Origin of the sequence: Brevundimonas sp. Bb-A, from assembly GCF_009394735.1 — a bacterium.
Classification (GTDB): domain Bacteria; phylum Pseudomonadota; class Alphaproteobacteria; order Caulobacterales; family Caulobacteraceae; genus Brevundimonas; species Brevundimonas aurantiaca.
Genome location: NZ_CP045456.1, coordinates 3,054,657 through 3,078,883, shown reverse-complemented (window position 1 = coordinate 3,078,883; position 24,227 = coordinate 3,054,657). Strand labels below are relative to the sequence as shown.

General features: G+C 68.3%; 26 protein-coding genes. 14 read left to right on the top strand and 12 right to left on the bottom strand.

Going from position 1 to position 24,227, the window contains the following annotated elements; genetic code table 11:
• The first annotated feature begins 10 nt into the window (after positions 1-10).
• The 4 genes from BSP_RS15180 (at position 11) to BSP_RS15165 (ending at position 3,830) form a co-directional block, all read left to right on the top strand.
• Positions 11-490, top strand: coding sequence for a Dps family protein (locus BSP_RS15180; protein WP_054766541.1), 480 nt, complete (start codon positions 11-13; stop codon positions 488-490).
• 95 nt (positions 491-585) lie between these two features.
• Positions 586-1,680: a cell wall hydrolase gene (locus BSP_RS15175; RefSeq protein WP_152950878.1), complete on the top strand. Its 1,095-nt coding sequence runs from the start codon at positions 586-588 to the stop codon at positions 1,678-1,680.
• 85 nt (positions 1,681-1,765) lie between these two features.
• On the top strand, positions 1,766-3,364 hold the full coding sequence (locus BSP_RS15170; RefSeq protein WP_227975986.1) for a sensor histidine kinase: 1,599 nt from the start codon (positions 1,766-1,768) through the stop codon (positions 3,362-3,364).
• 58 nt (positions 3,365-3,422) lie between these two features.
• Complete coding sequence (locus BSP_RS15165; RefSeq protein WP_054766540.1) at positions 3,423-3,830, top strand: response regulator; 408 nt, start codon at positions 3,423-3,425, stop codon at positions 3,828-3,830.
• 18 nt (positions 3,831-3,848) lie between these two features.
• Here BSP_RS15165 and trxB read toward each other — a convergent pair whose 3' ends face one another.
• The gene (gene trxB / locus BSP_RS15160) at positions 3,849-4,856 is read right to left on the bottom strand and encodes a thioredoxin-disulfide reductase (RefSeq protein ID WP_152950877.1); all 1,008 of its coding nucleotides are present in this window, start codon (positions 4,854-4,856) and stop codon (positions 3,849-3,851) included.
• Positions 4,857-4,924: 68 nt separating this feature from the next.
• Between trxB and BSP_RS15155 the strand changes: the two genes are divergently transcribed.
• Positions 4,925-5,209 (top strand): hypothetical protein, encoded by a 285-nt coding sequence (locus tag BSP_RS15155; protein WP_201463047.1) that lies wholly within the window; start codon positions 4,925-4,927, stop codon positions 5,207-5,209.
• Between the two features lie 172 nt (positions 5,210-5,381).
• On the opposite strand, the gene BSP_RS15150 is transcribed toward BSP_RS15155, so the two are convergent.
• From BSP_RS15150 to BSP_RS15125, 6 genes are all read right to left on the bottom strand, one after another.
• Positions 5,382-6,383, bottom strand: coding sequence for a mitochondrial fission ELM1 family protein (locus BSP_RS15150; protein WP_152950875.1), 1,002 nt, complete (start codon positions 6,381-6,383; stop codon positions 5,382-5,384).
• On the bottom strand, positions 6,359-6,775 hold the full coding sequence (locus tag BSP_RS15145; protein ID WP_152950874.1) for a VOC family protein: 417 nt from the start codon (positions 6,773-6,775) through the stop codon (positions 6,359-6,361). The genes BSP_RS15150 and BSP_RS15145 overlap by 25 nt, the downstream gene beginning before the upstream one ends.
• Positions 6,776-6,779: 4 nt before the next feature.
• Positions 6,780-7,253, bottom strand: a complete 474-nt coding sequence (greA, locus tag BSP_RS15140) for a transcription elongation factor GreA (RefSeq protein WP_152950873.1) — start codon at positions 7,251-7,253, stop codon at positions 6,780-6,782.
• Between the two features lie 145 nt (positions 7,254-7,398).
• Positions 7,399-7,599 carry a hypothetical protein gene (locus BSP_RS15135; RefSeq protein ID WP_152950872.1) on the bottom strand — a complete coding sequence of 67 codons (201 nt, stop codon included), beginning with the start codon at positions 7,597-7,599 and terminating at the stop codon, positions 7,399-7,401.
• Between the two features lie 55 nt (positions 7,600-7,654).
• A complete protein-coding gene (locus BSP_RS15130) occupies positions 7,655-8,320 on the bottom strand; it encodes a glutathione S-transferase (protein ID WP_152950871.1) in 666 nt (221 codons plus the stop codon).
• A gap of 60 nt (positions 8,321-8,380) precedes the next feature.
• Entirely contained in the window at positions 8,381-8,602 is a 222-nt protein-coding gene (locus BSP_RS15125) for a cysteine protease (RefSeq protein ID WP_152950870.1), read from the bottom strand.
• Between the two features lie 128 nt (positions 8,603-8,730).
• Between BSP_RS15125 and BSP_RS15120 the strand changes: the two genes are divergently transcribed.
• Positions 8,731-10,041, top strand: coding sequence for a dicarboxylate/amino acid:cation symporter (locus tag BSP_RS15120; protein ID WP_152950869.1), 1,311 nt, complete (start codon positions 8,731-8,733; stop codon positions 10,039-10,041).
• Between the two features lie 6 nt (positions 10,042-10,047).
• On the opposite strand, the gene carB is transcribed toward BSP_RS15120, so the two are convergent.
• The 3 genes from carB to BSP_RS15105 all read right to left on the bottom strand — a co-directional run bounded on the left by carB (position 10,048) and on the right by BSP_RS15105 (position 14,514).
• On the bottom strand, positions 10,048-13,347 hold the full coding sequence (gene carB / locus BSP_RS15115; protein WP_152950868.1) for a carbamoyl-phosphate synthase large subunit: 3,300 nt from the start codon (positions 13,345-13,347) through the stop codon (positions 10,048-10,050).
• Between the two features lie 23 nt (positions 13,348-13,370).
• On the bottom strand, positions 13,371-13,688 hold the full coding sequence (locus BSP_RS15110) for a hypothetical protein (RefSeq protein WP_227975985.1): 318 nt from the start codon (positions 13,686-13,688) through the stop codon (positions 13,371-13,373).
• A gap of 124 nt (positions 13,689-13,812) precedes the next feature.
• Entirely contained in the window at positions 13,813-14,514 is a 702-nt protein-coding gene (locus BSP_RS15105) for an HAD family hydrolase (RefSeq protein WP_152950867.1), read from the bottom strand.
• A gap of 42 nt (positions 14,515-14,556) precedes the next feature.
• Between BSP_RS15105 and BSP_RS15100 the strand changes: the two genes are divergently transcribed.
• Complete coding sequence (locus tag BSP_RS15100; RefSeq protein ID WP_152950866.1) at positions 14,557-15,267, top strand: SDR family NAD(P)-dependent oxidoreductase; 711 nt, start codon at positions 14,557-14,559, stop codon at positions 15,265-15,267.
• A gap of 26 nt (positions 15,268-15,293) precedes the next feature.
• Here the strand turns inward: BSP_RS15100 and BSP_RS15095 are convergent, their stop codons facing one another.
• Both BSP_RS15095 and BSP_RS15090 read right to left on the bottom strand, forming a co-directional pair.
• Positions 15,294-15,524: a YbdD/YjiX family protein gene (locus BSP_RS15095; protein WP_224762067.1), complete on the bottom strand. Its 231-nt coding sequence runs from the start codon at positions 15,522-15,524 to the stop codon at positions 15,294-15,296.
• Positions 15,517-17,604 carry a carbon starvation CstA family protein gene (locus tag BSP_RS15090; RefSeq protein ID WP_152950865.1) on the bottom strand — a complete coding sequence of 696 codons (2,088 nt, stop codon included), beginning with the start codon at positions 17,602-17,604 and terminating at the stop codon, positions 15,517-15,519. Before BSP_RS15090 ends, BSP_RS15095 begins: the two co-directional genes overlap by 8 nt.
• Positions 17,605-17,793: 189 nt before the next feature.
• Here BSP_RS15090 and murC point away from each other — a divergent pair, with 189 nt between their 5' ends.
• The 7 genes from murC (at position 17,794) to ftsA (ending at position 24,078) form a co-directional block, all read left to right on the top strand.
• Positions 17,794-19,206 (top strand): UDP-N-acetylmuramate--L-alanine ligase, encoded by a 1,413-nt coding sequence (murC, locus tag BSP_RS15085; RefSeq protein WP_152950864.1) that lies wholly within the window; start codon positions 17,794-17,796, stop codon positions 19,204-19,206.
• Positions 19,207-19,275: 69 nt separating this feature from the next.
• Entirely contained in the window at positions 19,276-19,521 is a 246-nt protein-coding gene (locus BSP_RS15080) for a type II toxin-antitoxin system VapB family antitoxin (RefSeq protein ID WP_007389869.1), read from the top strand.
• Positions 19,521-19,916 (top strand): type II toxin-antitoxin system VapC family toxin, encoded by a 396-nt coding sequence (locus BSP_RS15075; RefSeq protein WP_152950863.1) that lies wholly within the window; start codon positions 19,521-19,523, stop codon positions 19,914-19,916. The genes BSP_RS15080 and BSP_RS15075 overlap by 1 nt, the downstream gene beginning before the upstream one ends.
• On the top strand, positions 19,913-20,821 hold the full coding sequence (murB, locus tag BSP_RS15070; protein ID WP_054766524.1) for a UDP-N-acetylmuramate dehydrogenase: 909 nt from the start codon (positions 19,913-19,915) through the stop codon (positions 20,819-20,821). The genes BSP_RS15075 and murB overlap by 4 nt, the downstream gene beginning before the upstream one ends.
• 87 nt (positions 20,822-20,908) lie before the next feature.
• Entirely contained in the window at positions 20,909-21,850 is a 942-nt protein-coding gene (locus BSP_RS15065) for a D-alanine--D-alanine ligase (RefSeq protein ID WP_054766523.1), read from the top strand.
• Positions 21,838-22,722 carry a cell division protein FtsQ/DivIB gene (locus BSP_RS15060; protein ID WP_054766522.1) on the top strand — a complete coding sequence of 295 codons (885 nt, stop codon included), beginning with the start codon at positions 21,838-21,840 and terminating at the stop codon, positions 22,720-22,722. The genes BSP_RS15065 and BSP_RS15060 overlap by 13 nt, the downstream gene beginning before the upstream one ends.
• A gap of 27 nt (positions 22,723-22,749) precedes the next feature.
• Positions 22,750-24,078, top strand: a complete 1,329-nt coding sequence (gene ftsA, locus BSP_RS15055) for a cell division protein FtsA (protein ID WP_054766521.1) — start codon at positions 22,750-22,752, stop codon at positions 24,076-24,078.
• Positions 24,079-24,227: the final 149 nt, after the last annotated feature.

Below are 24,227 nucleotides of genomic sequence, written 5' to 3'. Positions count from 1 at the left end.
GGAGCGTATTATGACCGCAACCATTGACACCGGATTGTCCCAGAGCGAGCGCGGCGACGTGGTTGAGCAGCTGACCCGGGTTCTGGCGGACGCCTACGCCGTCTATCTGAAGACCCACGGCTATCATTGGAACGTGCGGGGGCCTGAATTCTTCTCCCTGCACAATATGCTGGAGCAGCAGTATCGCGACCAGTGGGCGGCCCTGGATGACATCGCCGAACGTATCCGCGCCCTGGGCGAGTTGGCGCCGCAGGGCTACGGCGCCTTCGCCAACCTGACCAGTATTCGCGACGGCGAACCGGAAAAGGACGCGCCCGACATGCTGCGTGAGCTGATGCGCGATCATGAGACCCTGATCGCCACCATGCGCTCCGCCCTGGACGTGGCGGACGGCGACGGCGACGATGTGACCGTGGATCTGCTGACCCAGCGTCTGGCGGCGCACGAGAAGTTCGCCTGGATGTTGCGGGCCAGCCTGGGCGGTCGGTAAGGCGGATCGGCGGTCCGCCTGAAAACGGCCCCGAAATGCGGGCACGGTCCGGGCCTCCTGCGTCCATGACCTGGTCGCGCCTGCTGTGGAACAGAATGGTCCTTACCCATTGGAACCGGATTTGGGCGGCGGTCAGGCGCTCGGCTGCGGCCTTGCCCGCCGCCGCCGCCGTGCTGGGCGTCGCCCTGTCGGCCGGCTCGGCCGTGCGGCCGGACGCGGATCGGACGGCGGAGGCCGTGGCGCGGATCACCCGGGGCGATCTGGGGCCCCACGGCCTGGCCGCTCTTGAGGGGCGGCTGAGCGCCTCGCAGCTGGCCCTGGCGCAGCGGCACGATCCGGCCCTGACCCGGGCGGCCTTCACCCCAGGTGCGACCCTGGCGACGGCCGGAGCCCTGCGTCCGGCGCGGCCCTTCGTCTTCAAGGGCGGGGCCGAGGATCGCCGTCGCGCCCTGCGGTGCCTGACCCAGGCGGTCTATTACGAGGCGGCGCTGGAGTCCGACGAGGGCCAGGCGGCGGTGGCTCAGGTGGTGCTGAACCGCGTGCGCGATCCCAACTACGCCGACACGGTGTGCGGCGTTGTGTTTGAAGGCGCCGAGCGTACGACCGGGTGCCAGTTCAGCTTCACCTGCGACGGCGCCCTGTCCCAGGCGCCGGTTCCCTGGGCGTGGGAGCGGGCGCGCAAGGCGGCCGAAAAGGCCTTGAACGGCTATGTGGCCCAGACGGTGGGGACCGCCACCCACTATCACGCCGACTATGTGGACCCCTGGTGGGCGCCGACCGTCTCGCGCGTCAACAAGATCGGGACGCACGTCTTCTATCGCTGGAAGGGTCTTTACGGGGAGACGGCCGCCTTCCGCGCCGTTTACAAGGGACGCGAGCCCCTGATCGATGAAGCGCGGTTCGCCCGCCCCCGACCCGGCGTTCAGCCCGGCCAAGGGACCGGAGGCCCGGACCCGGACGCGGTCCCCGCCGAGGCAGGGCAGGCGGCCCCGCTTAAGACCGTCGAGGTCGATGGACGTCAAAGGGTGGTGGGCGTGGTCAGCCTGGGCGGGCGTCGTCTGCCCACCCAGGAAGAGGTCGCCGCCATCAATGCGCGGCTTCAGGCCCTGGAGGCCAAGCCGGAGCCGGAGCCCGCTCCGGCAGGCGTCGCCGTGATGGCGGTGGAAGAGGTCGGACGCCCCGCCAAGTGAAGCGACGGGCCGCTCTAATGCAACGCTTGTGTGGGTCGAGCATTGAAGCTGCTGATCCCGCTTACGGCCTCGAAAGGACGCCTGTTTGACCGACCCCATTGCTGAACCTGCACGGTGGGATGAGTCCGAGCGTCTGGCGGCCCTGAGAGACTACGGCATTCTTGATACGGCGCGCGAGGCCGCCTTTGACGACGTGGTGGCCTTGATCGCCCGCATCTGCGAGACCCCGATCGCGGTCGTCAATCTGATCGACTCCGGACGGCAGTGGTTCAAGGCCGAGGTCGGGCTGGGCGTGCGCGAGACGCCGCTGGCGACCTCCTTCTGCGCCCACGCCCTGTTGAATGAGGACGGGCTGGTGGTGCCGGATGCGACAAGGGACGCCCGGTTCGACGGCAATCCTCTGGTTCATCAGGAGCCGGGGCTGCGCTTCTATGCGGGGCGGTTGCTGAAGACGCCCAGCGGCCTGCCCTTGGGCACCCTGTGCGTTCTGGACACCCAGCCCCGGCCTGAAGGTCTGACTGAGCTGCAGGAGACGGCGCTCAAGACCCTGGCCGGTCAGGTGATGTCGCAGATGGAACTGCGCCGCGCCCTGCGTCAGAGAGACGAGGGCCGGGACGCGCTTGAACGGGCCTTGGAGGCGTCCGACGACGTCGCCGCCCGGCTGAGGGCCAGCGAGGCCCAGTTCCGCGTCTTGGCCGACGCCATGCCCCAGATGGTCTGGTCGACGCGCCCCGACGGCTTCCACGACTACTACAATGCACGCTGGTACGAGTTCACCGGCGTGCCAGCCGGATCGACGGACGGGGAAGGCTGGAACGACATGTTCCATCCTGACGATCAGCAGCGGGCCTGGGCCCGCTGGAGCCGGTCGCTGGAGACGGGCGAACCCTATGAGATCGAATATCGGCTGAAGCACCATTCGGGGGTCTATCGCTGGACCTTGGGGCGGGCGGTGGCGATCCGCAACGAGGATGGCGAGATCACCCGCTGGTTCGGCACCTGCACCGACATCGACGAGCTGAAACGGCTGGAGCAGGGTCGCGAACTGGTCAGCCAGGAGCTGAGCCACCGGATCAAGAACATCTTCGCCGTGGTCACGGCGCTGGTGGCCCTGTCGGCCCGTCAGTATCCTGAGGCCCGGGCCTTTGCTTCGTCTCTGCGGACCCGTATCGCCGCCCTGGCCCGCGCCCATGAGTTCGTCCGACCGCACACGGAGGCGTCTCAGCCGACGGTTGGGGCCACCACCCTGCACACCTTCCTGGCGGATCTGTTCAGGGCGTACAGCGATGACACGGGCGCCCCGCGCGTTCACATCAGCGGCGACGACGCCGTGTTCGACGACCAGGCGGCGACCTCCGTCGCCCTGCTGTTCCACGAACTGGCCACCAATGCGGCCAAGTACGGCGCCCTGGCGGCGACGGCGGGTCGGGTGGAGCTGGCCACGCGCCGCGACGACGACCGGTTCATCCTGACCTGGACCGAGATCGGCGGCCCGGCGATCGAAGGGCCGCCCGAGCGCCAGGGGTTCGGCTCCTCTCTGGCCAATCTGTCGGTGGAGGGCCAACTCGGCGGGCGGCTGCACCGCGAATGGGCGGCCGACGGTTTAAGGATTGTTGTGGATTTGCCCGCTACGGCGCTCTCGCGCCGCAGGGCGGCGGAAAAGGACCGCCTTCAGCCACTCTGACGGAAACCGATCGCCTGTCCCCGCGTTGTGTCCGCCACAGAACATAAAACCGCCGCCCATGACCGCCCGCATCCTGATCATTGAAGACGAAGCGCTCGTCGCTATGGAGCTGCGTTTCGTCCTGGAAGACCTGGGCCATAAGGTCGTGGGGGTGGCGTCGACGTCGAAGTCGGCCCAGAATCTGGCGCGTGAAAATGAGGTCGATCTGGCCCTGGTCGACATCCACCTGTCCGACGGCCCCACGGGCATAAGCCTAGGGCGCGAGCTGGGCCAGGAGATGGGCGTGACCGTCCTGTTCATGACCGCCAATCCGGGCATGGTGCGCGACGGCGTCGCGGGCGCCATTGGCGTCCTGTCCAAGCCGACCGACGAACAGGCGGTGCAGACGGCGGTCGATTACGCCCTGCGCCGCCGCACAGGCCAGCCGGTCCAATATGCGCCGCCGGGTCTGCAGCTGTTCGCCTGACTCCGCCCGTCCGGACGTTCACCAGACGCCGATCTTCTCGGCTTCCTTATGGCTGATGGGATGGTTGGCCTTGGCGTGGTCTTCCTCGGCCAGGAAACGGCTGGCTTCGAGCGCGGCCATACAGCCCATGCCCGCCGCAGTCACAGCCTGGCGATAGACGTCGTCGGTCACGTCGCCGGCCGCCCACACGCCCTCGATTGCGGTCTGGGCCGTGCCGGGTTTGACGCGGATATAGCCGCCCGAATTGGTCTCGAGCTGACCCTTGAACAGGTCCGACGACGGGGCGTGGCCGATGGCGATGAAGACGCCGTCGGCGGGGATCTCCTGGGTCGAGCCGTCCTGGACGTTCTTCAGCCGAACGCCGGTGACGTTGCGGGCGACGCCGTCCACGACCCCCAGCACCTCTTCGACCGCCACATTCCAGATCACCTCGACCTTGGGGTGGGCGAACAGGCGGTCCTGCAGGATCTTTTCGGCGCGGAACTCGTCGCGACGGTGGACCACCGTGACCTTGGCGGCGAAGTTGGTGAGGAACAGCGCTTCCTCTACGGCCGTGTTGCCGCCGCCGACCACGACCACGTTCTTGCCGCGATAGAAGAAGCCGTCGCAGGTGGCGCAGGCGGAGACGCCGAAGCCCTGATAGGCCGCCTCGGACTCCAGACCCAGCCACTTGGCCTGGGCGCCCGTGGAGATGATGACCGTCTCGGCCAGGATTTCCTCGCCGCCGTCCAGCTTCAGCCGGAACGGGCGCTGCGACAGATCGGCGGAGACGACGATGTCGTGGATGACTTCCGTGCCGACGTGCAGGGCCTGGGCCTGCATCTGCTCCATCAGCCAGGGGCCCTGAATGGTCTCGGCGAAGCCGGGATAGTTCTCGACGTCGGTGGTGATGGTCAACTGGCCGCCGGGCTGGAGACCGGCGATGACGACGGGGTTCAGCGAGGCGCGGGCGGCGTAGATGGCGGCGGTCCAGCCGGCGGGGCCGGAGCCGATGATGGCGACGCGGACGGTACGAGCTTGGGTCATGCGCCTATTTAGGGGCTGATTCCCGTTTGCGCGATGATAGTCTCGCCGAAGATGAAGGGGAGATGAGAATGACCAACAAGAACGCGGCCTTCCTGCCGATCGGGATCGGCATGGGTCTGTCGATCGGCGTGGCCCTGGGCGTCGCGATGGACAATGTCGGCCTGGGGCTCGCCCTGGGCACGGCCATCGGATCGGGCCTCGGCGTGGCCTTGATGGGCGCGGCGAACGCCAAGGCCAAGAAGGGCGACGGTTCGGACGGCGGCGCCGTCCCGCCGACGTCGGACACGTCAGGCTGCGCCGACTCCAGCGCGGACGGCGGCTGTGACAGTGGCGGCGGAGGGGGCGGCGACTAAAGGCCACTCCAAATTTTTTAGTGCACTTTCGTGCAGATTTTTGCGAGCGGTTCTTAGTTTTCCTCCTGACGCCAGCGGGTGGCTTGCACCACGGCTGCGTCAGAATCGGACGCAGAAGATTATCTCTGTTGCGCTCATGCCGGCGAAAGCCGGGATAAGCGGAGTGAGTGGCTTAGCGCGCCCCCATCGCCTCCAGCACCGCCCGCGCCGCGCGCTGGGTTTCGGCCAGGGGGGCGTAGGTCCATCCGTCCAGCGTTCCGTCGAACGGCCGGGTCGCGCCGCGTTCGGCCAGATCGTCGTGCAGTCGGGCGAACTTGTCGCCGGACCTGAGCGCGACCATGGGCAGGATGTGGACCGGCTTGCCGGTCGAGGCGGCCTCGGCGGCCATGTTGGCGCTGTCCTCGGTGACCAGGATGTGGTCGGCGAAATGCAGGAAGCCGAACAGGGGGTTGTCGCCGGCCCCGTCCCAGATCCAGCCGGGCAGGCCGGACAGGCGTTCGGTCATCACGGCCTTGGCGGCGTCCGGCGTCCGGCGCGAGAAGGTCAGCAGCAGGGAACCGCCCGAGGCGTGAACGGCGGCGGCGATCCGGTCGGCCAGGTCCGCCGCATGGGCCTGGGTCAGGTCGAAAGCCTTGGACCGGCCGCCGATCAGGACGGCGACGCGGGGATGGGGCAGGGGGGCGATCCGGTCGGCGAAGGCCGGAGCGGCCTGGGCGATCCGCTCCGGCGTGACGCGATGAGGGGAGCCGGTGATTTCAAAGACATTGTCGCCCGACAGGTCGTCATGGGCCGGGGCGACGATCAGGTCGTAGCGGTCATTCGCCCAGCGCGGGTCCTGGGTCTGAACCACGAAGGTCTTGCCGCCGCTCCAGCGCTTGATGCGGGTCGAGAGGGGCAGGGTCGCACGACCGGTGGCGATCCAGAGATCGGGCCAGGGCGCCGCGAGCGGGGCGGACGCCAGCATGGCCGGGGTCTTCAGCGCCGACGGCAGGCGGTCGAACAGCGGCCGCCAGCGGATCTGTTTGACCGTGATCTCGGCGGGGGTCAGGCGCTGGACGGCCTCGGCGAGGCCCAGGGCCTGGTTCTCGATACCCGCACGTCCGTCCGAGACAACCCAGATGGAGAGGCGATGGGGCGGCGGCTCCCCGGTCACGCGGGCGTCGCGTCGACCCAAGCCAACGCCTCGACCTTATTGCCGTCCGGATCGCGCAGGAAGGCGCCGTAGTAGCCGGGTGCGTATTCCAGACGAAAACCCGGCGCTCCTGCGTCGGCGCCCCCCGTTGCCAAGCCGGCAGCGTGAAAGGCGTCAACCGCCTGTCGGTTCTGGGCGGCGAAACAGACGTGGACGCCGTTGCCGGCCGAGGCGGGGGCGCCGTCGTGCGGAACCGAAGCCCAGAACTCAGGAAACCCACGGCCCCAGCTCACACCCAGCGCATGTTCCATGGTCCGGCCGACGCCCAGCGGCGCCAAGGCGGCGTCATAAAATGCAGCGGCCCGATGCAGATCAGAGACGCCGACCGAAACGTGCGACACTAGGCGCGGCGGCGTTTCGGCGGCGTTCGTCACGATCCTATTTCCACTCGACCTTCAGGATCTCATAGGCCTTGACCCCGCCGGGGGTGTTGACCTCGACCACGTCGCCGACCTCCTTGGAGATCATCGCGCGGGCGATCGGCGAGGCGATGGAGATCTTGCCCTTCTTCACATCGGCCTCGTGTTCGCCGACGATCTGATAGCAAGCCTCTTCTTCCGTGTCCTCGTCGACCACGGTGACGGTGGCGCCGAACTTGACCTGATTGCCCGACAGTTTCGACACGTCGATGACCTGGGCGCGGCTGATCTTGTCCTCGATCTCGGCGATCTGGCCCTCGATCCAGCCCTGACGCTCCTTGGCGGCGTGGTATTCGGCGTTTTCGGACAGGTCGCCGTGCTCGCGGGCCTCGGATATGGCCGCGATGACGGCCGGCCGCTCGACCGACTTCAATTGCTTCAGTTGATCGTCGAGGACACGGTAGCCCTCGCCCGTCATCGGCACTTTTTCCATTGGTGTCGTGATTTTTCTGGTTCGCCCGGAGACTGGAAAGACGCGAAATAGGCAGACAAAAGGCCGCGGGGCGGGCGCGGCCGGGCATAGACAATAGGGCTTATCGCGCCGCAATTCAAGGGCGCGCCTCCACGCCCGATCGAGATCAGGCGCGGGCGGGGGGTTTGGTCTTGCCGCTGCGGTGGGTGACGCTCTTGATGAGGCTGTAGGCCAGCCAGGCGACAGCGGCTAGGCCCATCAGCATGAACAGGCTCGACGCCACCGCGGCGCCGGCCGCCATGAAGGCCAGGATGAAGGCGACGGCCGCGACGAGTCCGGCCACGATCTGAATGGTTTGAAGGCGCATGAGACCTTAACGCCTTCATCCCCTTCGGGTTGCGCGGCGCGTCCCCGCGACGCCATCACGCATAGGTGTAGGGGCCGCCCCGTTCCAGCGCCCGCTGATAGGCGGGACGGGCGTGGATGCGTTGCAGGAAGGCGGCCAGGCGCGGCTTGGTCGCTATGTCGAAGGCCCGGTCCGCCCCGGCCTCGACCGGGAAACTCATCATGATGTCGGCGGCGGTGAACTGATCCCCGGCGAACCATTCGGACCGGCCCAGCTCGTCCTCCCAGAAGCCGATATGGGTGCGAAGCTGCGGATCGACGAAGCCGCTCTGGGCCTTGGCGGCGATTCCGTTGACGAGGGGTTTGAGCAGGGCGGGGGCGCGGCGGGGCAGCAGGCCGAACACCAGTTTCAGCAGCAGGGGCGGCATGGCCGACCCTTCCGCATAGTGAAGCCAATAGGTGAAGCGCCGCGCCTCTTCCGTGCCGGGAGGCGGGCGCAGCCGGCCCCGGCCGTGGGCGTCCAGCAGATATTCGACGACGGCGCCGGTCTCGGCGACCTTGATCGCCCCGTCCTCGATGACGGGGGACTTGCCCAGCGGATGGACGGCGATCAGTTCGGGCGGGGCCAGCCGGGTCTTGGCGTCGCGTTCGTAGCGCACGACCTCATAATCCAGCTCCAGCTCCTCCAGCAGCCAAAGGATGCGCTGGGACCGGCTGTCGTTCAGATGGTGGACCTTGATCATCGGGCGGCTCCTGATGCGGCGGAACGGACTATTCCGCCTCACCGTCGGGGAAGTCCAGACCTATCGCGGGGACCGGCCGCTCCATCGCGATCGCGGCCGGGGGCGCGGCTCGGACGTCGTCTGATCCTGGGTCTGACCCGCCTTCTGACGGCGGTTGCGCCAGACCTCCAGCGCCAGTGTGGCCAGGGCCAGTTTGCTGGCGTGACGTCCGGCCAGACGACGGCCGCCGCGCGACAGCAGCAGGCTGCCGACCAGGGGGACGATGGAGTTCAGACGCGGCATGGAAGCCTCCTTTGTTTCCGGCTCAACGCGCGGCGGCGCCGGCGTTTCCACCTGCGACGACATGGGCTGACGACGGGCGATAGAAGGTTTGACGCGCGCGCGGACGAAACCGGTGCTAGCCGTGGCGTATGCGCTCTTCCCGACTCGCCGCCTTCTTCACCTCGCTCAGCTTCGCTGTGATCGCCGCCCTGGTCGCCGGGGTGGTCGTCGGCGCCTTGGCGCAAGGCGCCGACGCGCCCCTGCTGACCGGAGGGTTGGGCGTGATCGAGAGCCTGGGCCAAGTCTGGCTGAACGCCCTTCGAATGACCGTCATCCCACTGGTCTTCAGCCTTCTGGTGACGGGGATCGTCTCCATCGCCGATGCGGCGGCGACGGGGCGGATCGCGGCGCGGGCCCTCATGGTGTTCGGCGTCCTGCTGGTCGGGGCGACGGTTTACGCCATCCTGGCGGGCCTGGGGCTGCTGGCCCTGTGGCCCATTGACCCTGAGGCGGGCCGCGCCCTGCTGGCCGGGGTCTCCCCCGACGTGGCCCAGACGGTGGGCGAGGCGGCCCGGACCGACGGGTTCCGCGCCTTCCTGGCCAGTCTGGCGCCGGCCAATCTGATCAAGGCGGCGGCCGACGACGGGGTTCTGGCGGTCGTGGTCTTCGCCGTGGCCTTCGGCTTCGCCGCGACCCGGATCAAGCCCGAGCTGCGCCGCCCCCTGGCCGGCTTCTTCGAGGCGGTGGCCGAGACCCTGGTGGTGATCGTGCACTGGGTGCTGCTGGCCGCGCCTTTCGGGGTCTTCGCCCTGGCGCTCGGCGTGGGCTTGCGGGCCGGCCTGGGGGTGGCGGGCACTCTGGCCCACTATGTCGCCGTCGTCTGCCTGAGCCAGATCGGCCTGATCCTGATCCTCTATGTCGTGGCGACTTTGTGGGGGCGGATGTCGCTGGGCCGGTTCGCCCGCGCCGTGGCCCCGGCCCAGGTGGTGGCCGTCTCGACCCAGTCTTCGCTGGCCAGCCTGCCGGTGATGATCGAGCGGGCGCGCGACTGGCTGGGCGTGCCCCAGACCTCGGCGGGCCTGGTGCTGCCCCTGGCGGTGGCGGTGTTCCGCATCACCAGCCCGGTCGCCAATCTGGCCGTCTGCCTCTATGTTGCCCAGCTGAACGGGGTGGATCTGAGCCTGTCCGCCCTGGTCGCCGGCGGACTGACGGCCATCGCCGTCTCGATCGCCTCGGTCGGCCTGCCGGGGCAGGTCAGCTTCTTCGCCGCCATCGGCCCCATCTGTCTGGCCATGGGCCTGCCGCTCGGCGTCCTGCCCCTGCTGCTGGCGGTCGAGGTCATCCCCGACATCTTCCGCACCGTCGGCAACGTTACCGCCGACCTGGCCGCGACGCGGATCGTGGCCGGCGAAGATGGGGCGGGGGAGGACGCCGCGCCGGAGACCGACCCGGCGTCCTGACGCCCTTCAGGCGTATTCCTGGATCGCCTTGACGTCCAGGTCGCCGGCCTTGATGGCGCCGATGGCCTGGGCGGCGGCCAGGGCGCCGGCGGTGGTGGTGTAGTAGGGGATCTTCATCATCAGGGCGGTGCGGCGCAGGCTGAAGCTGTCCTGCAGCGACTGCTTGCCCGAGGTGGTGTTGAAGACCAGCTGGACCTCGCCGTTCTTCATGGCGTCGACGATGTGGGGACGGCCTTCCAGCACCTTTCTGACCAGGCCGACCTCAAGCCCCTGGGCGGCCAGATAGTCGCGGGTGCCGCTGGTGGCGATGATGGAGAAGCCCTGGGCCAGCAGTGTCTTCACCGCCTCGACGATGAAGGGCTTGTCGTCCTCCTTGACCGAGACGAAGGCGCAGCCGGAGGTCGGCAGATGAGTGCCGCCGCCGATCTGGGACTTGGCGAAGGCGCGGGCGAAGGCGGGGGCCATGTCGGCCTCGCCCTCGCGCTTCCAGTCCAGGCCCATGACCTCGCCGGTCGAACGCATTTCCGGGCCCAGGATGGTGTCCACCCCGGCGAAGCGGGCGAAGGGGAAGACGGCTTCCTTGACCGCGATGTGGTCATAGGGGGCGTCGGTCAGGCCGAAGGAGGCCAGGGGCGCGCCCGCCATGACCTTGGCGGCGATCGAGGCGATGGGCCGGCCGATGGTCTTGGCCACAAAGGGGGCCGTGCGGCTGGCGCGCGGGTTGACCTCCAGCACGAAGATGCGCGGGTTATCGCCGTGCGGCTCTTCGATCGCAAACTGGACGTTCATCAGGCCGCGCACCTTCAGGGCCTTGGCCATTTCGGTGGTCTGGCGCTTCAGCTCGGCCACCGTCTCGGGGCGCAGGGACCAGGGCGGCATGGAGCAGGCGCTGTCGCCCGAGTGGACGCCGGCTTCTTCGATATGCTCCAGCACCCCGGCGACGAAGACGGTCTCGTCGTCGCACAGGGCGTCCACGTCCACCTCGGTGGCGCGGTTCAGATAGTGGTCGATCAGGACGGGATCATCGCCCGAGACCCGCATGGCCTCGTGGACGTAGCGGTCCAGCTGCTCGCGGTCATGGACGATCATCATGCCGCGGCCGCCCAGGACGTAGGAGGGGCGCAGGACGACGGGATAGCCGACGTCCTCGGCCTTCTGCGCGGCTTCTTCGGCGCTGCGGGCCAGGGCGTTGGGGGGCTGACGCAGGCCGATGGCCTCCAGCATCTGCTGGAAGCGCTCACGGTCCTCGGCCAGGTCGATCGAGTCGACGCTGGTGCCCAGGACGGGGATGTCGTCCTCCTGAAGCGCATGGGCCAGTTTCAGCGGGGTCTGGCCCCCGAACTGGACGACGACGCCGATCAGCTCGCCCTTGGAGCGTTCGACCTCGATCAGCTCCAGCACGTCCTCGGCCGTCAGGGGCTCGAAATACAGGCGGTCGGAGGTGTCGTAGTCGGTCGAGACGGTCTCGGGGTTGCAGTTGACCATGATCGACTCGACGCCGATGTCGTCGAAGGCGAAGGCCGCGTGGCAGCAGCAGTAGTCGAACTCGATCCCCTGGCCGATCCGGTTCGGGCCGCCGCCCAGGATGACGGCCTTCTTCTTGTCCGACGGTTCGGATTCGCACTCGGGAACCTGGCCCAGGGCGCCGGTCTCATAGGTCGAGTACATATAGGCGGTGGCGCTGGCGAACTCGGCCGCGCAGGTGTCGATCCGCTTGAAGACGGGGCGGACGTTCAGGCCGCGACGGGCGGCGCGGACCTCTTTCTCGGTCTTGCCGGTCAGGGCGGCCAGACGGGCGTCGGAGAAGCCCTTGGCCTTCAGGCGGCGGAACTCGGTCGGGTCGGTCGGCAGACCCTTGACCCGCACATGGCCCTCCTCGCGCACGATGTCGGCGATCTGGCGCAGGAACCAGGGCTCGTAGGCGCAGGCGGCGTTGACCTCTTCCACCGTCAGACCGTGGCGGAAGGCCTGGGCGATGACGCGGATCCGGTCGGGCGTCGGAACGCCCAGGGCGCGGACCACGGCGGCGCGGGCGGCGCCGGCGTCCTCGACATCGGCGACGCCGTCGATCTCGATCTCGTCGAAGCCGGACAGGCCGGTCTCAAGCCCGCGAAGGGCCTTCTGCATCGATTCCTGGAAGGTGCGGCCGATGGCCATGACCTCGCCGACCGACTTCATCGAGGTGCCCAAGAGGGGCTCCGAACCGGGGTATTTCTCGAAGGCGAAGCGGGGGATCTTGGTGACGACATAGTCGATCGACGGCTCAAAGCTGGCCGGGGTGACCTGGGTGATGTCGTTCTGCAGCTCGTCCAGGGTGTAGCCGACGGCCAGACGCGCGGCGACCTTGGCGATGGGGAAGCCGGTGGCCTTGGACGCCAGGGCGGACGAGCGCGACACGCGCGGGTTCATCTCGATCACGACCATGCGGCCGTCCTTGGGGTTGATCGCCCACTGGACGTTCGACCCGCCGGTCTCGACGCCGATCTCGCGCAGGACGTTGATCGAGCCGGTCCGCATCCGCTGATATTCCTTGTCGGTCAGCGTAAGCGCAGGGGCGACGGTGATGCTGTCGCCCGTATGGACGCCCATCGGATCGACGTTCTCGATCGAGCAGATGATGATGCAGTTGTCCGCCGTGTCGCGGACGACCTCCATCTCGTATTCCTTCCAGCCCAGCACCGATTCCTCGATCAGCACCTCGGTGGTCGGCGACAGGTCCAGGCCGCGCAGGACGATCTCCTCGAACTCTTCGCGGTTGAAGGCGATGCCGCCGCCGGTGCCGGCCAGGGTGAAGGAGGGACGAATGACGGCGGGCAGGCCGACGTACTCCAGCCCTTCCAGCGCCTCTTCCATCGAATGGGCGGCCTTGGAGCGGGGGCTCTCCAGCCCCAGCTTGTCCATGGCGTCGCGGAACTTCTGGCGGTCCTCGGCCTTGTCGATGACCTCGGCTTTCGCGCCGATCATCTCGACCCCATACTTCTTCAGCGCGCCCGAGGCGTCCAGGGCCAGGGCGGTGTTCAGCGCGGTCTGGCCGCCCATGGTGGGCAGAAGGGCGTCGGGGCGTTCCTTGGCGATGATCTTCTCGACCATCTGCGGGGTGATCGGCTCGATATAGGTGGCGTCGGCCACCTCCGGGTCGGTCATGATGGTGGCGGGGTTGGAGTTGACCAGGATGACCCGGTACCCCTCGGCCTTCAGCGCCTTGCACGCCTGGACGCCCGAATAGTCGAACTCGCACGCCTGACCGATGACGATGGGGCCGGCGCCGATGATGAGGATCGACTGGATGTCTGTGCGTTTGGGCATGGGGAGGGCCTCTTCTTTTTGTTCTAGTGGGTCACGACCGCGCATTCCCAGCCGTCGTACTCCAGCTGGAAGGCCGCGGCCCAGGTCTGCATCATGGCCGAGACGGGCGCAAAGCTCGCCGCATCGACCGCCATGGTGGTTTCGAGAATCGTCATGTCGCCCTCGCCGCGCGCGATGAAGCCGGCGCGCCGCGGCACCTCGCACAGATCGCCGTGGGCGTCCTCGTCGCCGAGGAAGAAGAACAGCGTATGGCGCGGCGTCACGCCGCTGTCGCCCTGTTCGGCCAGCGCCGCACGCACCATGGCGTCGCGTTCGTCATGACTGATGTCCGAGGCGTGCACGGGGCGAGGGGATCCTTGGTTCTTTGCGCGCGCGTAGCCGCCGCAGGGCGTCGCCATGCGGAGCTTGCGTTGGGTTGTCGGTTAAGCGGCCCGTTTAGAGAGGGAGGGGCGGGGGGGCAAGAGCTTATGCGTCGCCGATCGCCGCGATCCAGTCGGGCAGTTCGGCGATGCGCGAGAGGGAGACGTAGCGCGGCTCGTTCACCGGGGCGTCGGCTAGCTCATGGGCCCAGGTGACATGGTAGGGGATGTGGACGCCGAAGGCGCCGGCGGCGATGGCGGGCAGGACGTCGGACTTCATCGAATTGCCGGCCATGACGGCTTCGGCCGGGCCTGTGCCGTGGCGGGTGAAGACCCGTTCATAGGTGGCCCGGTCCTTTTCCGAGACGATCTCGACCGCCGCGAACCGGTCGCCCAGGCCAGAGGCGGCCAGCTTGCGTTCCTGGTCCAAGAGGTCGCCCTTGGTGATCAGGACCAGGCGGTAGTTTTCGGCCAGTTCGGCGACCACCTCGTCCACGCCGGGCAGGGTCTCGACCGGATGGGCCAGCATTTCGCGGCCGGCGGCCAGGATCTCGCGCACCACCTCGGGCGGGGCGCCGCCGTCGCACAGCTCCATGGCCGTCTCGATCATCGACAGGGTGAAGCCCTTCACGCCGTAGCCGTAGAGGCGCAGGTTGCGCTGTTCGGTCTCGGCCAGGCGCGCCTCGATCGTCTCGGCGTCGCCGTGGTCGTCCAGCAGGTCGACGAAGCGGGCGTGGGTCAGACGAAAGATCGTCTCATTGTGCCAGAGGGTGTCGTCGGCATCGAGGCCGACCGTGGTGATGCTCATGACGCGCCCCTATCATGAGCCGCGTCGGCATGGGAGATGAAGATGAGCGGATCGGCGGTGGTGATCGGCGCCTCGGGCGGGATCGGGCGGGCCCTGACGCAGCGTCTCGTCGCCGAGGGCGGGTTCGAGGCCGTCTGGGCGGTGTCGCGTTCGGCGGCGGCGGTTCCCGGCGCCCAGGCCCTGGCGGCCGATCTGGAGGACGAGGACAGTCTGGCCCAGGCGGCGGCGCGGATCGCGCAAGGCGCCGCGCCGACCCTGGTGCTGGTCGCGACCGGCGTCCTGCACGACGGTTTCCAGCCCGAGCGGTCCCTGCGTCAGCTTGAGGCCGAGCATCTGCTCAGGGACTATCGGATCAATACGGTGGGGCCGGCCCTGGTCGCCAAACATCTCCTGCCCCTGCTGCCGCGCGACCGGCGGGCGGTGTTCGCGGCCCTGTCGGCGCGGGTCGGTTCGATCGGGGACAATCGGCTGGGCGGCTGGCACGCCTATCGGGCGTCCAAGGCGGCGCTGAACATGATCCTGCGCAATCTGGCGATCGAGACGGCGCGGACCCACCCCCTGGCGGTGGTCGCCGGGCTTCATCCCGGCACGGTGGACACGGGGCTGAGCGCGCCGTTTCAGAAGGGGGTGGGGGAGGGACGGCTGTTCAGCCCGGACCATTCGGCCGAACGGCTGCTGGCGGTGGCGGCGGGGTTGACGCCGGGGGACAGCGGCGGGGTCTTCGCCTGGGACGGGGTGCGGATTCCGGAATGAGGACGGCCGAAGGCCGGGCCGTCAGCTCAGCAGCATTTGAAGCCGCCGGCGCCGCCGAAACGGCGCTGCTCGTGCAGGCGGAAGAAGGCGATCTTGTCCAGAGGCGGCTGGTCGGGGTGGGTCGCGGTCGCATGCCGGACATAGGCCTCATAGTCCGGCTGGCCGATCATGGCGCCGGCCGTGCGCCGGACGCCGCGACCCCACCGAACGGCGGCGTCGCGGCACAGGCAGAGCAGATCGTCCTGAACGTCAGGCACGGGCGACGTCCGCCGCATCGTCGGCCGGGGTCAGATCGTGCGCCTCGGGATATTCGCGCACGGTCGGCCGGCTGTTCAGATAGGCCTTGCGGCAGGCCAGGACGCCATAGATCACCATGGTGACGACCACGAACAGGAAGCCCGCCGTCAGGGTGGAGTTGACGTAGTCGTTGACGATGATCCGGTGCATGTCGCCCGCCGCCTTGGCCGGGGCCAGCAGTTCGCCGGCGCCCAGGGCCTCCTGGTATTTGCGGGCGTGGGCCAAAAAGCCGATGCGGACGTCCGGGTGGAACAGCTTCTGGAAGCCGGCCGTCAGGGTGCAGATCAGCAGCCAGGTCGCCGGGACCACCATGACCCAGGCGAACTTCTCGCGCTTCATCTTGAACAGGACGACCGTGCCCAGGATCAGGGCGACGGCGGCCAGCATCTGATTGGCGATGCCGAACAGGGGCCACAGGCTGTTGATGCCCCCCAGCGGATCGACGACGCCGGTGTAGAGGAAATAGCCCCACAGGCCGACCGTAAGCGCCGTGGCGACGACATTGGCGCCCCAGGACTTGGTCTCGCGCATCCTGGGCACGGCGACGCCCAGCAGGTCCTGGATCATGAAGCGGCAGACGCGGGTGCCGGCGTCGACCGTGGTCAGGATGAACAGGGCCTCGAACAGGATGGCGAAATGGTACCAGAAGGCCATCATGGCCTTGCCGCCGATCACGCCCGACAGGATGTGGGCCATGCCCACGGCCAGGGTGGGGGCGCCGCCCGCGCGCGACAGGATCGAATGCTCGCCCACGTCCCGGGCCAGCTGCTCCAGCTCGCCGGGGGTGATGTGGAAGCCCCACTGGGCCACGGCGGCGGCGGCCGAGGCCGCGTCCTTGCCGATGACGGCGGCCGGGCTGTTCATGGCGAAATAGACGGCCGGGTCCAGAACCGTGGCGGCGATCAGGGCCATGACGGCGACGAAGCTTTCGCACAGCATGGCGCCGTAGCCGATCATCGGGATCTGGGCTTCGTTCTCCAGCAGCTTGGGCGTGGTGCCCGACGAGATCAGGGCGTGGAAGCCCGACACCGCGCCGCAGGCGATGGTGATGAACAGGAAGGGGAAGAGGGCGCCGGCGAAGACCGGGCCGGTGCCGTCGATGAAGGGGGTGATCGCGGGCATCTGCAGGTGCGGACGCACGATCAGTATGCCGATGGCCAGGGCGACGATGGCTCCGATCTTCAGGAAGGTCGACAGATAGTCGCGCGGCGCCAGCAGCAGCCAGACCGGGATGACCGAGGCGATGAAGCCGTAGACCATCATCAGTATGGCCAGGGTCGGACCCGTCAGGGTGAAGGCCGGGCCCCAGAACGGGTCAGCCGCCACATGGCCGCCGCCGATGATGGCCAGGATCAGCAGGACCACGCCGATGACCGACACCTCGCCCACGCGGCCCGGCCGCAGGAAGCGGGTGTAAAGGCCCATGAAGACGGCGATGGGGATGGTGGCGGCGACGGTGAAGGTTCCCCACGGGCTCTCGGCCAGGGCCTTGACCACCACCAGGGCCAGGACGGCCAGGATGATGACCATGATCATCAGCACGCCCACCTGGGCGATGACGCCGGGGATATTGCCCATTTCGGTGCGGATCATGTCGCCCAGGGACTTGCCGTCGCGCCGGGTGGACATGAACAGGACCATCATGTCCTGCACCGCTCCCGCCAGCACGGCGCCGACCAGGATCCACAGCACGCCGGGCAGATAGCCCATCTGGGCCGCCAGGACCGGCCCGACCAGAGGCCCCGCGCCGGCGATGGCGGCGAAGTGGTGGCCGAACAGGACGTTTCGGGGCGTCGGCACATAGTCCAGGCCGTCATCGCGCCGCACCGCCGGGGTCGGGCGCGAGGGCTGCAACTGCATGACCTTGTTGGCCAGGTAGCGACTGTAGAAGCGGTAGGCGATCGCATAGGTGCAGACGGCGGCGACCACCATCCAGACCGCGCTGACGCTTTCGCCCTGGTGCAGGGCGATGACGCCCAATGAGACGGCCCCCAGGATCGCGATGACCCCAAATACCAGAGGGGTTCCAAGTTTGCCCACGACCTACTCCTACTCGACCGGACGACTGACGATTTCGCGTCCTGTTTGCACGATAGGCCCGCCGAAGGCCAATCGACTAAAGTCGTAGGCAGGGCCCGGCGTTCCGGCGCGCGATCCGTTCGCGCGGCTTCGAAACTTGGATACACGCCCCCCCGTGCAATCCGCCAAATCTATTGCTAAGCGCATCGGATGATCGCTCGCCTTCGCCCCGTCCCGTTCGACCTCGGTCCCGTCCATTTCGTCGGCATCGGCGGCATCGGCATGAGCGGCATCGCCGAGATCATGCTGAAGATTGGTTATTCGGTTCAGGGCTCTGACGCCAAGGCCAGCGCCAATACTGAACGGCTGGAGAAGCTGGGGGCCCGGATCTTCATCGGTCACGACGCGGCCCATGTCGGCGAGGGCGTCTCGGCCGTGGTCTATTCGACGGCGGTCAAGGCCGACAATCCCGAGATGAAGGCCGCGCGCGAGCGTCGCATCCCCCTGGTGCGCCGGGCCGAGATGCTGGCCGAGCTGATGCGGCTGCAGTTCTCCATCGCGGTCGGGGGCACCCACGGCAAGACCACGACGACCTCCATGGTCGCGGCCCTGCTGGACGCGGCCGGTCTGGACCCGACGGTGGTCAACGGCGGCATCATCAACGCCTACGGCACCAACGCCAAGGTCGGCGACGGCGACTGGATCGTGGTCGAGGCGGACGAGAGCGACGGCAGCTTCCTGCGGCTCAAGTCCACTGTTGCGATCGTCACCAATATCGACCCGGAGCACCTGGACCACTACGGCGACTTCGACGCGGTGCGGAAGGCCTTCGTCGATTTCGTCGAAAACATCCCCTTCTACGGCTTCGCCGCCGTCTGCCTGGACCATCCCGAGGTGCAGAAGCTGGTCGCCTCGATCGATAACCGGCGGCTGGTGACCTATGGGACCAATCCCCAGGCCATGGTGCGGGCCGAGGGTTGCCAGATGGGGCCGGACGGCGCCCGGTTCGACGTGGTGATCCAGAACGGCGAAACGCACCGGATCGACAATCTGCACCTGCCGATGGCGGGCTGGCACAATGTCTCCAACGCCCTGGCCGCCATCGCCGTGGCGCGCGAGCTGGACGTATCCGACGAGGCGATCCGCGAGGGCCTGGCCGGGTTCGGCGGCGTCAAGCGTCGCTTCACCACGACGGGCGTGGTGAACGGGGTGCGGATCGTCGATGACTATGGCCACCACCCGGTCGAAATCGCCGCCGTGCTGAAGGCGGCGCGTCAGGTTAGCGAGGGCCGGGTCATCGCCGTGGTCCAGCCGCACCGCTACACCCGTCTGCGCGACCTGATGGACGAGTTCTCGACCAGTTTCTCCGACGCCGACAGCGTGATCGTCGCCGACGTCTATCCGGCGGGCGAACAGCCGATCGAGGGGGTGGACAAACACGCCCTGACCGACGGCATCCGCCGCTACGGCCACCGCCATGTCCAGGCGCTGGAGAACGCCGCCGTCCTGCCGCGCCTGATCAAGGAAGAGGCCCGGTCGGGCGACGTGGTCGTGCTGCTGGGCGCCGGCGACATCACCAGCTGGGCCTATGGCCTGCCGGCGCAGCTGGAGGCGCTGGGCTGACGCCCGGCTTGTCCGGCGGGGTCTGGAAAGTATATACTTCGGCGTGACGGTATATCCTTGGAGGATGCCATGGCCCTTTATGTGAAGGACCCCGAAGTCGATCGGATGGCCGAACGCCTCAGCCGCATCGGAGGCATCAGCAAGACCGAGGTCGTTCGCCGCGCCCTCCGCCGCCAGCTGGAGCAGGTTGAAGAGCCCGGCGATCTGGTGAAACGTATTGAGGCGTTCGTTAGCGATCTGCAGGCGCGGGCCCCGCGCGAACGCGGCGAGCCGATCGACAAGGCGTGGATCGACAGCCTGTATGAGCGCGATTGATGTTCATCGACGCCTCGGCGCTGACGGCCATTCTGATCGATGAACCAGACGCAGGCGACTTGCGTGTGCGCCTCGCCGCGAGGGTCCCAAGATCGACGTCGCCCATGGCGGTTTGGGAGACGGTGTTGGCGGTGTCGCGCCGCAGAGTGATGGAAATCGAAGACGCCGAAGGCGTGGTCGAGGATTTCCTCCGTCTCGCAAAGATCGAGGTGGTCGCCATTCCCGCCGAGGCGCGGCGCGAGGCGATCCGCGCTCACGCCCGATACGGCAAGGGCCGTCACCCCGCGGCATTGAACTTCGGCGACTGTTTCGCCTATGCCTGCGCCCGCCACGCGCGGTCGCCCCTGCTGTACAAGGGCGACGACTTTTCCCGGACCGACATCGAAGCCGCATGACCGAGATCACCCTTCCCCCCGTTCGCGGCAAGCTGCTGCGGGACGAGCCGCTCGGCCCCTACACCTGGTTCCGCGTCGGCGGCGCGGCCGAGGCCCTGTTCATTCCGGCGGACGCGGAAGACCTGGCTGATTTCCTCAAAGCCCTGGACCCGTCCGTGCCCGTGACCGTGCTGGGCGTCGGATCGAACGTCATCGTCCGCGACGGCGGGGTCGAGGGGGTGGTGATCCGCCTGGCCGGCCGGCCCTGGGCCCAGGTGACGACGGACGGCGACACGATCACGGCCGGCGCCGGGGCGCTGGACTCCATGGTGGCCAAGGCCGGCGCCAAGGCCGGGATCGCCGGGCTGGAATTCTACGCCGGCATTCCGGGTACGGTCGGCGGCGCCCTGACCATGAACGCCGGCTGCTATGGCTCGGAGACCAAGGATGTGCTGGTCTCGGCCTGGGGGCTGAACCGCAAGGGCGAGCGGGTCGATTACGCCCTGGCCGATTTCGGCTACACCTATCGCCATTCGCGGGCGCCGGCCGAGATCCTCTGGGTCGAGGCCGTCTATCGCGGAACGCCGGACGCGCCCGAGGCGGTGCAGGCCCGGATCGACGAGATCACCAGCCGCCGCGAAACCACCCAGCCGATCCGCGAAAAGACCGGGGGATCGACCTTCAAGAACCCGCCCGGTCACTCGTCCTGGAAGCTGGTGGACGAGGCGGGCTGGCGCGGCAAGCTGCACGTGGAGACCGGGGGAGGGGCCATGTTCAGCGAGCTGCACTCCAACTTCATGATCAACCCCGGCGAGGCGACGGCGGCCGACATCGAGGGCCTGGGCGAGGCGGTGCGGGCGGACGTCCTGAAGAAGACCGGCGTTCAGCTGGAGTGGGAGATCAAGCGGATCGGGCGTCGCCTCTGATCACCGGCGTTTGACGCACAAATTTCACCTCGCGCGGGCGACAAGGTTGACGGCCTGTTAAACATCTCGGCCGCAATCGGAGAGCCCATGACCCGCGCATTCGAAGACCTTCATGTCGCCGTCCTGATGGGCGGCCTGTCCGCCGAGCGGGAGGTGTCGCTGACCTCCGGCGAACAGTGCGCCCAGGCGCTGGAGCGGCAGGGGGTGCGCGTCAGCCGCGTGGATGCGGGGCGCGATCTGGCGAACGTCTTGTCGGGCCTGATCAAGCCGGACGTGGTGCTGAACTGCCTGCACGGCGCCTGGGGCGAGGACGGCTGCGTCCAGGGCGTTCTGGAGACCCTGCGGATTCCCTATACCCATTCCGGCGTCCTGGCCTCGGCCCTGGCGATGGACAAGAACAAGTCCAAGGCCGTGCTGAGGGCGGCGGGGATCAAGGTTCCGGGCGGCGGCCTGTACAACCGGCATGAGGTGGCGGCGCGTCATGTGATCGAGCCCCCCTATGTGGTCAAGCCCAACGCCGAGGGCTCGTCCGTCGGCGTCTATCTGGTGCGCGAGGGGGCCAATCGACCGGTCGCCGAGGTGGGCGAGCCCGGCTGGGCCTATGGTGAACAGGTGATGGTCGAGCCCTATATCGCCGGCAAGGAGCTGGCCGTCGCCGTGATCGGCTATGCGGACGGGCCGCGCGCCCTGACCGTGACCGACATCACCCCGACCAAGGGCTTCTATGACTACGAGGCCAAATATGCGCCGGGCGGTTCGGTTCACGTCCTGCCCGCCGTCCTGCCGCCCGCCGTTTTCGAGGCGGCCCTGCGCCAGGCGGAGGCGGCCCATGTCGCCATGGGTTGCAAAGGCGTGTCCAGAAGCGACTTCCGTTATGACGATGTTAAGGACGATCTGGTTCTGCTGGAGGTCAACACTCAGCCGGGCATGACGCCGACCTCGCTCGTCCCCGAGCAGGCCGCCTATGCCGGAATGAGCTACGAAGATCTGGTTCGGTGGATGGTGGAGGACGCCTCATGCCCGCGGTAGTTCGCGGCGGTCGGCGACAGAGTACGGGTTCCTCGCGTGGCGCAGCCCCCAAGAAGGGAGGGCGTTCGCGCGGCGGCGCGCCCCGGCCTGCGTCCCCCATTCCCGGCAAGATGGCCGCCATCGGCCGGATCGACGTCTCCCCCCGCACCGTTATGATCGCCCTGGGCGCCGGCGCCCTTCTGGTCGTCGGCATTCTGGCGACGGGCGCGCGGGCCGAAAGGATCGGCCAGTCCGTCTCCCACGGGATCGACGGGATGACGGCCGGCATGGGACTGTCGCTGAAACGCGTTCACATCACCGGCGCCTCGGCCGAGGCCGAGCCGGCCATTCAGCAGGCCCTGGGTCTTTATTCGGGCCAGCCGATCACCAGTCTGGATTTGGACGCCATTCGCGACCGGGTGCAGGGCGTGGGCTGGGTCAAGTCCGCGCGCGTCGTGCGCCTGTTGCCCGACACCCTGATCATCGAGGTCAAGGAGCATGACCGCCTCGCCGTCTGGCAAGAGGCCGGTCAGATCAAGGTCATCGACACCCGGGGCCAGGTGATCAAGGGCGCCGACGCCCGCCGCTATCCCACCTTGCCGCTGGTCGTGGGCAAGGGCGCCGATCAGGCCGCCGCCGAAATCCTGCCTCTGCTGGCTCAACGGCCGCGTCTGATGAGCCGGGTGGATGCGGTGGTGCGGGTCGATGAACGCCGCTGGGATCTGCGCCTGAAGGACGGCAGCCTGATCCAGCTGCCCGCCACGGAACAGGAGGCGGCCCTGATCCGCCTGGATGCGCTGGATCAGCGCGAACGCCTGCTCGACCTGGGCTTCGCCCGGGTCGATCTGAGAACGCCGGACGAGATTGCGGTGCGCCCCGCCGCCGACGCTTAACAGGGACCAGTAGAGAGTATGGCGGGAATGCAGCGTGGATCGGCGAACGACCAGGGCCGGGTGATGGACCCCCGCGCCGGCCGCGCGCCGGTGATCGCCGCCCTGGACATCGGCCAGTCCAAGGTCTCGTGCTTCATCATGAAGCCGGACGGCGTGCGCCATGCCGACCGCACCATCCGTGTCGCCGGCGCCAGCCACGTCCAGTCCAAGGGCGTCAGGGGCGGGGCCATCATCAATATGGATGAGGCGGCCCAGGCCATCGGCCACGCCGTCGAGCGGGCCGAGCGCGCGGCCCAGAGCCCGGTCTCGGGCGTGGTCGTCACCACCGCCATCGGCCAGATGGCCAGCCACAGGGTCCAGGCCCGGGTGTCCCTGGGCGCCAATCCCGTCGGCGACGCCGATCTGGCCCGCGCCATCGGCATGGCCCTGGCCCAGATCCGTCTGCCTAACCGCCGGCCGATCCACGTCCTGCCCATCGCCTGGTCGGTGGACGGGGCGCGCGGCGTTCATGATCCGCGCGCCATGCGCGGCGGCTCCCTAGGGCTGGACCTGCTGGTCGTCTCCATGGCCGAGAATGTGTTCACGACTCTCAGCCACTGTCTGGAACTGGCGCATCTGGATCTCCAGGGGGTGGCCGCTGCCCCCGTCGTTTCGTCGCTCGCCGCCTTGGAAGAGGACGAGATGGACCTGGGCGCCGTCTGTATCGACATGGGCGGCGGCTCGACCAGCGCCGCCGTCTGGGGCGGGCGATCACTGTTGCATGTCGAAAGCCTGAACGTCGGCGGAGACCATGTGACCTCCGACATCGCGCGGGGTCTGTCCACGTCCAAGGCGGGCGCCGAGCGGCTGAAGACCCTGCACGGTTCGGCCATGGCCAGCGCCAATGAGGACCGCGAAATGCTGGAGGCGCCGCCGCGCGGCGAAGACGCCTCGGCCGGCCCGGTGATCGTGCCGCGCGCCATGCTGAAGACGGTGATCGCCCCGCGCGTGGAAGAGACGCTGGAACTGCTGCGCGACCGGCTGAAGGCGGCGGGGGTCGGCCTTGAGCCCGGCGCCGGCCTGGTCCTGACCGGCGGCGCCAGCCAGCTGAACGGCGTGCGGGAACTGGCCGTGCGCGTCTTCGACCGCCCGGTCCGCCTTGGAAAACCCCAACGGGCGCCACATTTGGCCGACGCGGCGTCAGGACCGGCCTTCTGCGCCACCGCCGGGGTGCTGTTGCGGGCGGCCTATGGGCCCCGCGAGGCGGTGTCCGCCAGGAAGCTGATGGCGCGCCAGATCACCGCTGCGGATGCGCCCAAGGTGCACCGCGGCAATGTGGTGGGCCGTGTGGCGGGGTGGCTGCGGGATAATTTGTAGATCGTAGGTCTGCGGAATGAGGCCATATTGTCGCATTCTCGCTGCAATCCCGCCATGACGTATTGCCGCGCTGATACAATTCCGTAAACGTCCTCGAAACAGTGCCGCCCGTGGGGGGCGGACATGCTGCCTCGGGGCTATTTATGCGA